Annotated in this window: 15 protein-coding genes; 3 read left to right on the top strand and 12 right to left on the bottom strand. The window is 65.3% G+C overall.

The window, feature by feature from the left end; all coding sequences use genetic code 11:
* Positions 1-30 precede the first annotated feature (30 nt).
* Complete coding sequence (serB, locus tag HMPREF3174_RS00725; protein ID WP_236698634.1) at positions 31-957, top strand: phosphoserine phosphatase SerB; 927 nt, start codon at positions 31-33, stop codon at positions 955-957.
* A gap of 4 nt (positions 958-961) precedes the next feature.
* Positions 962-1,162, top strand: a complete 201-nt coding sequence (locus tag HMPREF3174_RS08880; RefSeq protein ID WP_101923495.1) for a DUF6767 domain-containing protein — start codon at positions 962-964, stop codon at positions 1,160-1,162.
* Positions 1,163-1,237: 75 nt separating this feature from the next.
* Here the strand turns inward: HMPREF3174_RS08880 and HMPREF3174_RS00720 are convergent, their stop codons facing one another.
* The 3 genes from HMPREF3174_RS00720 to HMPREF3174_RS00710 form a co-directional block, all read right to left on the bottom strand.
* On the bottom strand, positions 1,238-1,555 hold the full coding sequence (locus tag HMPREF3174_RS00720) for a hypothetical protein (protein WP_062612632.1): 318 nt from the start codon (positions 1,553-1,555) through the stop codon (positions 1,238-1,240).
* Positions 1,556-1,919: 364 nt separating this feature from the next.
* A complete protein-coding gene (locus HMPREF3174_RS00715; RefSeq protein ID WP_070445250.1) occupies positions 1,920-2,399 on the bottom strand; it encodes a SixA phosphatase family protein in 480 nt (159 codons plus the stop codon).
* Between the two features lie 9 nt (positions 2,400-2,408).
* A complete protein-coding gene (locus tag HMPREF3174_RS00710) occupies positions 2,409-4,025 on the bottom strand; it encodes an ABC-F family ATP-binding cassette domain-containing protein (RefSeq protein WP_070447375.1) in 1,617 nt (538 codons plus the stop codon).
* A 96-nt stretch (positions 4,026-4,121) separates the two neighbouring features.
* On the opposite strand from HMPREF3174_RS00710, the gene HMPREF3174_RS00705 reads away from it, so the two are divergent.
* Entirely contained in the window at positions 4,122-5,000 is an 879-nt protein-coding gene (locus HMPREF3174_RS00705; RefSeq protein WP_062612639.1) for a KPN_02809 family neutral zinc metallopeptidase, read from the top strand.
* Between the two features lie 5 nt (positions 5,001-5,005).
* Here HMPREF3174_RS00705 and HMPREF3174_RS00700 read toward each other — a convergent pair whose 3' ends face one another.
* The 9 genes from HMPREF3174_RS00700 to HMPREF3174_RS00660 are packed head-to-tail and all read right to left on the bottom strand — an operon-like array spanning position 5,006 to position 11,852.
* On the bottom strand, positions 5,006-5,362 hold the full coding sequence (locus HMPREF3174_RS00700; RefSeq protein ID WP_062612641.1) for a rhodanese-like domain-containing protein: 357 nt from the start codon (positions 5,360-5,362) through the stop codon (positions 5,006-5,008).
* A complete protein-coding gene (locus tag HMPREF3174_RS00695) occupies positions 5,359-5,682 on the bottom strand; it encodes a metal-sulfur cluster assembly factor (protein ID WP_070447372.1) in 324 nt (107 codons plus the stop codon). Before HMPREF3174_RS00695 ends, HMPREF3174_RS00700 begins: the two co-directional genes overlap by 4 nt.
* Positions 5,683-5,697: 15 nt before the next feature.
* Positions 5,698-6,138, bottom strand: coding sequence for a Fe-S cluster assembly sulfur transfer protein SufU (gene sufU, locus HMPREF3174_RS00690; RefSeq protein WP_062612645.1), 441 nt, complete (start codon positions 6,136-6,138; stop codon positions 5,698-5,700).
* A gap of 4 nt (positions 6,139-6,142) precedes the next feature.
* A complete protein-coding gene (locus HMPREF3174_RS00685) occupies positions 6,143-7,456 on the bottom strand; it encodes a cysteine desulfurase (protein WP_062612647.1) in 1,314 nt (437 codons plus the stop codon).
* Positions 7,456-8,205, bottom strand: coding sequence for a Fe-S cluster assembly ATPase SufC (gene sufC, locus HMPREF3174_RS00680; RefSeq protein WP_062612649.1), 750 nt, complete (start codon positions 8,203-8,205; stop codon positions 7,456-7,458). Before sufC ends, HMPREF3174_RS00685 begins: the two co-directional genes overlap by 1 nt.
* Before the next feature lie 32 nt (positions 8,206-8,237).
* Positions 8,238-8,546: a Rieske (2Fe-2S) protein gene (locus HMPREF3174_RS00675; RefSeq protein ID WP_062612650.1), complete on the bottom strand. Its 309-nt coding sequence runs from the start codon at positions 8,544-8,546 to the stop codon at positions 8,238-8,240.
* Positions 8,543-9,676, bottom strand: coding sequence for a Fe-S cluster assembly protein SufD (sufD, locus tag HMPREF3174_RS00670; protein ID WP_062612652.1), 1,134 nt, complete (start codon positions 9,674-9,676; stop codon positions 8,543-8,545). Before sufD ends, HMPREF3174_RS00675 begins: the two co-directional genes overlap by 4 nt.
* On the bottom strand, positions 9,676-11,115 hold the full coding sequence (gene sufB, locus HMPREF3174_RS00665; RefSeq protein WP_068539260.1) for a Fe-S cluster assembly protein SufB: 1,440 nt from the start codon (positions 11,113-11,115) through the stop codon (positions 9,676-9,678). The genes sufD and sufB overlap by 1 nt, the downstream gene beginning before the upstream one ends.
* Positions 11,115-11,852, bottom strand: coding sequence for a helix-turn-helix transcriptional regulator (locus HMPREF3174_RS00660; RefSeq protein WP_236698635.1), 738 nt, complete (start codon positions 11,850-11,852; stop codon positions 11,115-11,117). The genes sufB and HMPREF3174_RS00660 overlap by 1 nt, the downstream gene beginning before the upstream one ends.
* Positions 11,853-11,858: the final 6 nt, after the last annotated feature.

Genomic DNA, 11,858 nt, shown 5'->3' with positions numbered 1-11,858 from the left:
TAGATGTGGCGCGGCGACTAGCCTAGAGGCATGTTGCATCGTTTCTCGCTCGTGGCCCCGCACCCCATCCCGGCATCGTTGTGCCATCATGTGCGGCTGGCGATTGAGGATGTGACCTCCGATTACGACGCGCGGCCGGTCGCCACAGTTGGCCTGCACGCCCACACCTGGCTCTTTGACGGCCCAGACGAGGACGCCCCGGGTAGCTACGGTTCGCGCTACGCTTCCCGTGCCGAGTTCTACGACGAGCTGCGCGGCCCGGCGATCGCGCTTGCGATCGATTCGGCGCTCATCGCCGGCCCGATGGCGAAGGCCGGCCCGGCGGCGATCGTCACTGATGTTGACTCCACGTTCATTACCACCGAGGTCATTGAGATGCTGGCGGCCCATGCCGGCGCCGAGGAGGAGGTCCGGGCGGTGACTGAGGCCGCGATGCGCGGTGAACTCGACTTTGCCGAGTCCCTGGCCCACCGGGTGGCCAAGCTCGCCGGCGTGAGCGAGGGGGTTTTCGGCCACGTGCTGGCCGAGGTGCAGCTGACCCCGGGCGCGCAGAGGCTCGTCAGGGCCGTCCACGCCCGCGGGGGCAGGTTCGGCCTGGTCTCGGGCGGCTTTACCGAGGTGGTCGGTCCGCTCGCGGAGCGCGAGGGGATCGACCGCTTCGTCGCGAACGGCCTCGAGGTCGAATCCGGCGCTCTCACTGGGCGCACCTACGGCCCGGTCATCGACAGCGCCGCCAAGGTCGCCGCGATCGAGGGCTGGGATCGCGAGTGGGGCATCGAACAGGATATGGTGCTGTGTGCCGGGGACGGCGCGAACGACCTGCCGATGATGCGACGCGCGGGGCTCGGCGTGGCCTTCCAGGGCAAGCCGATCGTGCGCGAGCAGGCCGACTGCGCGGTCAGCTTCCCGCGCCTGGATGCGATCGCGGCCCTCGTGGGGTGGGACATCGATGCCTAGTCCCATGTGTCCATTGCGTTTCGGGGAGCCGTGCACCCTGTGCCAGCTCTACGTGACGGGCCCGGAGGATTGCCAGACCGTCAAGCTCGTCATGGAGGATCCGGAGCTGCGCGCGGAGTGGGCGGCGCGCCGGGCCGAATACAACCGCGCCAAGCGGGGAGGCTCGACACAACCCCGGAACGTGGACCCACCCAGACCCATATAGCAATCGGCAACCGGTATATTCCAGAAAACTGTCGCGCCGCGACCCGCCCTACCTCGGTACCGATCTGCCCAGCGTTTAGCTATTGCCGCAGGACACTGGAGACTCTCTGCGGCATGACACAACGGACAGCCCAGCGCCGATCGCAGCCCCGAGGTTGAAGATCCACAGGAATCCCGTGGGCGCCAAGGCCATGATGCTAAAACCGACGACCATTGCCCACGGCGCGCTCTTGATCCACCCTGCACATACTGTGATCGCGCCGGCAACAGCCGCGATAACGAACGGGTAGAGTTCGGTGGTTCCGCCCTGGTAAATAAATGCGACGTACGTGCCGTAGGCAACACCGCCGAGCCCGAAGAGGAAGGCGATTGCGAGAGCGACGTTGAGTTTCATAGTATCGCCCTTCACCACGTACTAGAACTACTGGTCTTTGATGCCGTCGCCATATGCGTGCCGGGACAAGCGCGGCTTTGCCAAAATGATACCCAATGTGCCCCATTGAACTGAGAAGTGTGCGTATTGCGAAGTTCAATGGCCTGCCATCTTGAGGTGGCATTACACCAGAGCCAATCGGTATGGAACGTGCCCGAAGATCTACCGACCACAGTCGATGATGGCGTCCTATCCAGACGTGTAAGGGGCGGCTTGTTAGCGTGATTCCATGGCACACCGAATCATCTGTAGAGCCTGAATACCGCCCACGCTCGTGACGATGCATACGCCCGTCCCGTAGCTCTCAGGGCTACGCCTTGCGTTGCTACATCGGCGCCCGGATGAAGGCCTGCAGCGGGAGCGAACCAAGGGATAGCTCCTCCCACGCGTGACCGCCACCGAAGATCGCCGCCCCCGCCGTCGGGAAGCCCGAAGCGAAGCCGGCCTCGCCCACCCGGTCCCACAGCTGGTAGGACACGGCGGACATGGTCGGCTCGTGCCCGACCACCATGACCACCCGCCCATTTGCCGCCACGCGTAGCAGCTCCACGACGTCGTCCCCGCCGGCCGAATACAGGCTCGGCTCCACGAAGCGTTCCTTGACGACCAGTCCGCCCGAGGTCAACGACTCGAGGGTCTGGAGGGTGCGGGCGGCATCGGAGACGAAGAGCTGGTCGACCTCACCCACGGCGCGGTCGATCGCTCCCCCGACGAAGCCGGCCTGCCGGCGTCCGTGGTCGGTGAGCGGGCGGGCGTGATCGGGCGAGCCGTGTCCGGCCTTAGCGTGGCGCATGATGATGAGCATGGCTCCAGCCTAAGCCAAGGAGATGAGGTCGATGTAGTCATCAGACCACAGGTCCTCATCCCCGTCGGGCAGGAGGAGCACGCGCTCGGGTTCGAGCGCGCTGACGGCGCCCTCGTCGTGGGTGACGAGCACGACCGCGCCCTCGTACTTGCGCAGCGCGTCGAGGATCTTCTCCCGGGAGGCCGGGTCGAGGTTATTGGTCGGCTCGTCGAGGAGCAAGACGTTGGCGCCGCTGGCCACGATCGTGGCGAGGGCCAGGCGCGTCTTCTCGCCGCCGGAGAGGACGCCGGCGGGCTTGTCGGCGTCGTCGCCGGAGAAGAGGAAGGAGCCGAGCACCGTGCGCACGTCCGTGTCCGTGAACTCGGTGGGCGCGGCGCGGCGCATGTTCTCGTACACGCTGGCGCCGGTGTCGATGAACTCGTGTTCTTGGGCGTAGTATCCGAGCTTGAGGCCGTGGCCGTCCTGGACCTCGCCTGTGTCGGGTTGCTCGACCCGGGCGAGCAGGCGCAGCAGCGTGGTCTTGCCGGCGCCGTTGAGGCCGAGGATCACCACGCGCGAGCCGCGGTCGATCGCGAGGTCCACGCCCGCGAACACCTCGAGCGAGCCGTAGGACTTGCTCAGCCCCTCGCCGCGCAGCGGGGTCTTCCCGCACGGCGCTGGCGTGGGGAAGCGCAGGTTCGCCACCTTCTCCGCCGCGCGCTCGGCCTCCAGGCCCTCGAGCATGCGCTCGGCGCGCTTTTCCATGTTCTGCGCCGCCACGGCCTTCGTGGCCTTGTAGCGCATCTTGTCGGCCTGGGCCATGAGGGCCGCGGCCTTCTTCTGCGCGTTTTGCCGTTCACGACGCCGGCGCTTCTCGTCCGTCTCGCGCTGGAGCACATACTTGTCCCAGCCCATGTTGTAGATGTCGAGCGTGGAGCGGTTCGCGTCCAGGTACCACACCGTGTTCACCGTCTCCTGCAGCAGCTGGACGTGGTGGGAGACGATGACGTAGCCGCCACTATAGGCCTTGAGCCAGTCGCGCAGCCATAAGATGGAATCATGGTCGAGGTGGTTGGTCGGCTCGTCGAGCAGCAGGGTCTCGGCGTCGGAAAACAGCACGCGGGCGAGCTCGACGCGCCGGCGCTGGCCGCCCGAGAGGGTCTCGAGCGGCTGGTCGAGCACGCGGTCGGGAAGCCCGAGGGCGGCGGTGATGCGGGCGGCCTCCGAGTTGGCGGCCCATCCCCCGGCGGCGGTGAACTCCGCGTCCAGGCGCACGTAGCGTTCCATCGCCTTTTGCTGCTTGGGGCCGGTGAGGGTGGACATCTCGCGCTCGGCACGGTTGATCCGGGCGATCATCTTCTCAATCCCGCGCACCGACAGGATCCGTTCGCGCGCGATCTGCGTAAGGTCCCCCTCGCGGGTGTCCTGGGGCAGGTAGCCGACCTTGCCGCGCCGGTGGATCGCTCCCCCGCGTTCGACGACGTCGGAACTCGCCTCCTCGCCAGCCAGCAGGCGCAGCAGCGTGGTCTTTCCGGCGCCATTTCGCCCCACCAGCCCGATCCGCTTGCCGCGGTCGACGTTGAGGGAGACCTCGTTGAGGAGGACGCGCTCGCCGATGCGCATGTGAACGTTGAGTCCCTGAATCATTACCCCAGTCTAACGGGAGCGGGCTTGCGCGCCCGAGTCAGTACTTGTCGGATGGGCAGGATAGACTCGTGGCAAAGAACACGAAAGGGGCCTGGCATGACCTTCAATGACAACGCTCAGCTCAACACGTCCGGGGTGAGCAGGGGCCGACGCGGCGCCGCAGTTGGCGGAATCGGAGGCTTTGGCCTGGTGGGAGTGGTCATCTACTTCCTCCTCACCGGCACCCTGCCCGATTTCGGCCAGTCCTACCAGGCACCCGTCCAGAGCGAAGACACGTCGGCAAGCCTGGAGCAGATGTGCCAAACGGGCGCAGACGCCAACAAGTACGTGGAGTGCCGCATGGTGGGCGGGAAGAACTCCATCGACGACTTCTGGGGCCGCCAGACCCCCGAGGAGCTGGGTATCCGCTACCGCCCGGCCTCGCTCAACCTCTTCTCCGGCCAGGTCTCCACCGCGTGCGGCGCGGGATCATCGCAAACCGGGCCCTTCTACTGCCCGGGCGATCAGACGATCTACATCGACGTCACGTTCTTCGACCAGCTCGAAAGCCTTGGCGCGGACAACGCCCCGCTGGCCCAGCTTTACATCCTTGCCCACGAATACGGCCACCACATGCAGCTGCTGACGGGCGACTTGAACAAGATCGATCATCGCTCCAGTGGCGAGGACTCCTCTATGGTCCGCTCCGAGCTGCAGGCCGACTGCCTGGCGGGCGCCTGGATCCACAACGCCGCCACCACCACCGATGCCAACGGCAATACGTTCATGAAGCAGCCCACCCAGGAGGAGTTGCGTGCCGCGCTGAACGCCGCCCAGGCCGTGGGCGATGACCGGATCTACGAAAACGCGGGCCTGCAGGCCAACCCGGACAACTTCTCCCACGGCTCTGCCGAGAAGCGCATGGAGTGGCTCACCCGCGGTATCAACGGGGGCACATACGAAACGTGCGACACCTGGAGCGTCGCACATCCGTAAAGCGTCTACTTGACGATCGAGATCCCGGTCGCCTCGGCGGCCTCTTCGAGTGAGCCAAGGTTGACCACGTCGGTGAATCCTTGCTCCTCCATGTGGGCCTTGGCCTGCCCGGCGCGGTTGCCCGAGCGGCAGTAGAGCAGGTACTGCTCGTCCTTATCGAGCTCCGCGATCCCCGACGCGAATTCCCCGGAATTCCAATCGAGGTGGAGGGCGCCATCCAGGTGGCCGGCGTCGTACTCCTCGAGGGTGCGTACGTCGATCACCACGGCGTCGCCCGAAAACTCCTCCGAGGTGATCGGTGAATTGGACGAGCAGGCGCTCAGGCTCAACATGAGAGCGGCAAGAGCCGCGACGCGTCTCATACGTTGAAGCCTAGGGCTCGCAGCTGGTCGCGCCCGTCGTCGGTGATGCGCTCCGGGCCCCACGGCGGGAGCCACACCCAGTTGATCCGGAGGTCATCCACGAGCCCGGCCACCGCCTGGCGCGCCTGCTCCTCAATGACGTCAGTGAGCGGGCATGCGGCTGAGGTAAGGGTCATGTCCGCGATCGCGGTGTTGCCATCGATCGTGACGCCGTACAGCAGGCCGAGGTCAACAATGTTGATGCCCAATTCGGGGTCGATGACGTCGCGTAACGCTTCTTCGATGTCTGCGACGTTCGGTGGTGTCTGAGTCACTGCCATCTCCTATTCTTGGCCCTACTCGAGGGCCTGGTCCGTTGCGTCGCGCAATGCCATCCATCCCAGCAGCGCGCATTTGATTCGCATGGGGAACTTGGACACGCCTTGGAAGGCCGAGGCGTCCTCGAGCAGGTCGGCGTCCTCGTCCGAGATCGCCCCGCCCTGCTGGTCCATCATGTGGCGGAAGGTGTGGTAGAGCAGGTCGAATTCCTCCACCGTCTTGCCGTCCACGAGCTCGGCCATGATCGAGATTGACGCCTGCGAGATCGAGCACCCGTGCCCGTCCCAGGCCAGGGCGATCTTGCCGTCCTCGATGTTGACCTGCATGGTGACCTGGTCGCCACACGTGGGGTTGACCTGGAAGGATTCCCCCGCCGGGTCGGTCAGGCTCCCTTCGCCGTGGCGTTCGCGCGCGGCGTCGAGAATGATCTCCTGGTACATCTGTTCGAGTTCGTTCATCGCCTCAATCCTTTAGTCCAAAGAACGAGCGTACACCGGAAAGTACCTCGAGGAACACGTCGACTTCTTCCGCCGTGTTGTAGGGCCCGAACGACGCGCGGCTGGAGGCGTGAACTCCGAAGTGGGCGTGGACGGGCTGGGCGCAGTGGTGGCCCACCCGGATCGCGATGCCCTTCGAGTCGAGCACCTGGCCGACGTCGTGCGGGTGGACGCCGTCGACGTCGAAGCTGACGATACCGAGCCGGTCGCCGGCGTCGGTGGGGCCAAGCACGCGCACGCCCGGGATCTTCGCCATTCCCTCGAGCGCGCGGGCCGTGAGGGCGGCCTCGTGCTCCTCGACCCTGTCCATCCCGATATTCATGAGGTAGTCGGCGGCCACTCCCATGCCCACGGCCTGCGCAACCGGCTGCGTGCCAGCCTCGAAGCGCGCCGGCGGCATCGCGAACGTGGTCTTGTCCATGGTCACGATCTCCACCATCGACCCGCCCGTGAGGAACGGCGGGAGCGCCTCGAGCAGCTCCTTGCGCCCGTAGAGCGCGCCGATGCCGGTGGGGCCGAGCATCTTGTGCCCGGAAAAGACGGCGAAGTCCACATCGAGTGCGTGGAAGTCCACCGGCATGTGCGGCACCGACTGGCACGCGTCCATGACGACGACCGCGCCCACGCCCCGCGCCAGCTCCACGATCCGCGCCACGGGCGCGACGACGCCGGTCACGTTGGCCACGTGGGCGTAGGCAACTACCTTCGTGCGCTCATCGACGATCCCGTCGGCAATCCCGCGGTCGACGTCGATCCGCCCGTCCTCCGTCAGCTCGAACCAGCGCAGTTCGGCACCGGTGCGCAGGCACAGCTCCTGCCACGGGATGAGGTTGGCGTGGTGCTCGGCGCGGGTGATGACGATGTTGTCGCCCTCCCGCAGCGTCATCCGCTCCTGGGCCCGACGCAGCTTCTCCGCGTGCTTGCGCCCGCCGCGAATCACGGACTCCCCGCGCCCGCGCGAGATGTCGTCGAACGCGTAGGCAACGAGGTTGAGGGCCTCGGTGGAGTTTTTCGTCCACACGATCTCATCCGTATCGGCGCCGACAAAGCGCGCCACCGACGCGCGGGCCCCTTCGTAGGCCTCCGTGGACTCGGCGGCCAGCTGGTGGGATCCGCGCTTGACCGCGCCGTTGTGGTGCAGCTCCTGGCGGTCGACGGCGTCGATCACCACCTGCGGCTTTTGCGACGTGGCGCCAGAATCAAGATAAACGAGGGCCTCCCCGCCCTGCATACGACGTTGCAGGACGGGGAAATCCTCTCGCGGAGCAACAGAGTGCATTACTTCTCGAAACGCTCGTAACCCTCGGCCTCAAGCTGATCGGCGAGCTCGGGGCCGCCCGAGAGCGCCACGCGGCCGTCCACGAACACGTGCACGTGATCGGGCTTGATGTAGCGCAGGATGCGGGTGTAGTGGGTGATGAGCATGATGCCGTTGCCGTTGGTGGCATGGACACGGTTGACGCCCTCGGACACGAGGCGCAGCGCGTCGATGTCGAGGCCCGAGTCGGTCTCGTCCAGGACGGCGAATTTCGGCTTGAGCATCTCCATCTGGAGAACCTCAAGGCGCTTCTTCTCACCGCCCGAGAAGCCGACATTGACGTCGCGGCCGGCCCACTCCTTCTCCACCTTGAAGTTCACCATCGCCTCATCCAGCTCCTTGACCCACTGGCGCAGCTTGGGGGCCTCGCCGTCGATCGCGGTCTTGGCCGAACGCAGGAAGTTCGTGACGGTCACGCCCGGCACCTCCACCGGGTACTGCATGGCGAGGAACAGGCCAGCCTTGGCGCGCTCGTCGGCGGTGAGCTCAACGATGTTCTCCCCATCGAGGAGGATCTCGCCCTCGGTGATGGTGTAGCTCGGGTGGCCCGCGATCGCGTAGGCGAGCGTAGACTTGCCCGAACCGTTCGGGCCCATGATGGCGTGGATCGCGCCGTGCTCGATCGTCAGGTCAACGCCCTTGAGGATCGGCTTGGGGCCCTCGGCGGTCTCAACGGACACGTGCAGGTTCTTAATTTCGAGAGTAGACACGAGTTTTCTTCTTTTCTCTTGAGGATCAATAGTTACAGCGTGAGGAGGACGCTTTCGCCGTCCACCCGCACCGGATAGGTCTGGATCGGCACGGTGGCCGGTGGGGAGAGCGGCTCGCCAGTTTCCACACTGAAAGCCGCGCCATGACGGGTGCATTCGATTTCGTCATCGAAGACCTCGCCCAGGGAGAGCTTGAAACGCCCGTGCGAGCACTGATCATCCATGGCGAACCAGCGCCCGGCCTCCGTGTGGATCACCGCGATGTCCTTGCCATCCATGGTGAATCCCTCCACGGTTCCGGGTGCCACATCCGACACGGAGCAGATTGGCCGTTCGCTCATTCGGCAAGCTCCAGCACGATGTCGAGTTCCTTCTCAATGGACTCCATGAGCTTGGACTGCACCGACTCCACGCCGATCTGGTTGATGAGCTCGGCGAAGAAACCGCGCACTACCAGCCGGCGCGCCTGATCCTCCGGGATGCCGCGCGAGCGCAGGTAGAACAGCTGCTCATCGTCGAAGCGGCCGGTGGCAGAAGCGTGGCCGGCGCCCTCGATCTCGCCCGTCTCGATCTCCAGGTTCGGCACGGAGTCGGCGCGCGCGCCCTCGGTAAGGACCAGGTTGCGGTTGAGCTCATAGGTGTCCGTGCCCTCGGCGTTGGGCTGGATCAGCACGTCGCCGATCCACACCGAGTGCGCGTCATCGCCCTGCAGCGCGCCCTTGTAGGTGGCGTTCGACTTGCAGTTGGGCTGGTTGTGGTCCACGAGCAGGCGGTTTTCGATGTGCTGGCCGGCGTCCACGAAGTAGGCGCCCAGCAGGTTGACCTCGCCGTTTTCGCCCCCGAAGTCCACCGACGTGGTGGTGCGCACCAGGTCGCCGCCGAGCGAAACCACGATGTGCTTGAGGTTGCCATCCCGGGCCACGTGGGCGCGATTGGAGGAGGTGTGGACGGCGTCGTCGTCCCAATCCTGGATCGTGACGAAGGTCAGGTGCGCGCCGGACTCGACGTCGATCTCGATACCTTCGGCGAGCCGCGCCGAGCCGACGTGGTTGACCACAACAGTGGCCTCGGAAAACGGCTGGGCATCGATGAGCAAGTGGAGGGCCGACACGTCCTTCAAACCGGAGCCGTTGATGGTCACCACGACCTCGCGCTCCAGCTTCGTATCCTTCGGAAGGGTGAGGACGTAGGCATCTTTCGAGCTGTTCCAGGCGAGGGCGGCCACGCGGTCCTCCGGGGGCATGATGCGGCCGAGGCGGTCGTCGTCGTGCGTCACCTTCTCCAGCAACGACGGCTCGGAGGCACTGATGGCCGGGAGCTCGCCGGAGACCTCGTCGGCGAAGAAGTCCTCCATGCGCTCGAGCGGGGTGAAGCGCCACTCCTCCTCCGTGCCCTGCGGGACCGGGAAGTCCCCCAGGTTAAAGGAGAGCAAACGCTCCGCTCGAGACGCTGCGGGTTGAATGGTAGTCATCAGCCAACGGATCCTTCCATCTGAAGAGCAATAAGGCGGTTAAGTTCGAGCGCGTATTCCATCGGGAGTTCGCGGGCGATCGGCTCGACGAAGCCGCGCACGATCATCGCCATCGCCTCTGTCTCCTCGATTCCGCGGCTCATAAGGTAGAACAGCTGATCGGCCGACACCTTCGACACGGTGGCCTCGTGGCCCATCTCCACGTCGTCGGTACGCACGTCCACGTACGGGTAGGTGTCCGAACGCGAGATCTGGTCGACCAGCAGCGCGTCACAGAGCACGTTCGACTTCGAGTGGCGCGCGTTCTCGTTAACCTGGACCAGGCCGCGGTAGGAGGAGCGCCCGCCGCTGCGCGCCACGGACTTCGACACGATCGAACTGTGCGTATTCGGTGCGTTGTGCACCATCTTCGAACCGGTGTCCTGGTGCTGGCCCTCGCCGGCGAACGCGATCGAGAGGGTCTCGCCGCGCGCCTGCTCGCCCATGAGGTAGACAGCCGGGTATTTCATCGTCACCTTCGAACCGATGTTGCCATCGATCCACTCCATGGTGCCGCCCTGCTCGACCATCGCGCGCTTCGTGACGAGGTTGTAGACGTTGTTCGACCAGTTCTGGATGGTCGTGTAGCGCACGCGCGCGTCCTTCTTGACGAAGATTTCAACGACGGCGGAGTGCAGCGAGTCCGACTTGTAGATCGGGGCGGTACACCCCTCCACGTAGTGGACCGAGGAGCCCTCGTCGGCGATGATGAGCGTGCGCTCGAACTGGCCCATGTTCTCCGTGTTGATGCGGAAGTAGGCCTGGAGCGGGATCTCAACGTGGACTCCCTTGGGGACGTAAACGAACGAGCCGCCCGACCACACGGCCGAGTTGAGGGAGGCGAACTTGTTATCGCCCAGCGGGATCGCGGTGCCGAAGTATTCTTCGAAGATCTCCGGGTATTCCCTCAAGCCCGTGTCGGTGTCCAGGAAGATGACGCCCTGCTCTTCGAGGTCCTCGCGGATCTTGTGGTAGACCACCTCGGACTCGTACTGGGCGGCGACGCCGGCCACCAGGCGCTGCTTCTCAGCCTCCGGGATGCCCAGGCGGTCGTAGGTGCGCTTGATGTCCTCCGGGAGGTCCTCCCAGGTGGTGGCGGTCTTCTCCGTGGAGCGCACGAAGTACTTGATCTGGTCGAAATCGATGCCGGTCAGGTCGGCACCCCAGGTGGGCATGGGCCGACGCTCGAACATCTTCAGCGCACGCAGGCGCTTGTTCAGCATCCATTCCGGCTCGTTCTTCAGCGCGGAAATGTTGCGCACGACATCTTCGTTCAGGCCGCGCTGAGCGGACTCAGCTGCCGGATCCTTGTCATGCCACCCGTACTGGTAATTGCCAATGGAGGCAATCGTTTCTTCCTGGGTCAAACCCTCGTTTGTACCCGGTGCGGTTTGGGTCATCAGTTTCCTTCCGAGACGCCGCCGTGGGGCGGTGTAGTTGTTGCGCGTTCCGTAGAGCGCGACGATCGCGAACGAGTTCGCAAATTCTTGGGTAGCCCGAGCGGGATATTCGTGGTGCACACGTGCCCGCCCGCGGCGATGGTGGACAGTCGTTGAATCGGGACGTCGAGGAGGCGCGCGAAGGCCTCGGTTTCTGCCTCGCACAAGAGCGGGTAGTCCTCGGCGCTCTCGTGGATTGGGCAGTGGCCCTGGCAGATCTGGATGGCCAGCGCGTTCGGCCCGCCGCGGCGCAGGGTGGCCACGTACCCGTCGCGGTTGAGGGCGTCAGTGAGCGCGGCAGCGCGGACAGCTGGGGTGGTGCCGGCGGCGTCGAGGATCGGCCCGTAGCGCTTGACGAGCGATTCGGCGCGCGCCTGAATGAAGGCCTCCAGGCCCTCTTCGCCCATGGCGTTGCGGACGAACTCGAGCGCGTTACCTGCCAGGTCGGAATATCCCTGGCCAAGCTGGCTCTGACCCTCGGCGGTTGCGACGTACTTGCGCGACGGGCGGCCGCGCCGGGCGTGAGCGCGCACCGGGGCGTCGTATTCTTCGATGAAGCGGTCCTCCACGAGCACTCCGATGTGGCGACGCACGGCCGCGGGGGTGAGGACGAGGATCTTGGCAAGTTCCCCGGCGGTAATCGGCCCGCGTTCGACGATCAGACGCAGAATCTGCCCGTACGTTCCTTGGTCATTCACTCGCTT

Source organism: Trueperella sp. HMSC08H06 (assembly GCF_001808465.1).
Lineage (GTDB): Bacteria > Actinomycetota > Actinomycetes > Actinomycetales > Actinomycetaceae > Trueperella > Trueperella bernardiae.
The sequence above is the reverse complement of the archived record's forward strand: the minus strand, read 5'-3'. Positions and strand labels throughout refer to the sequence as shown.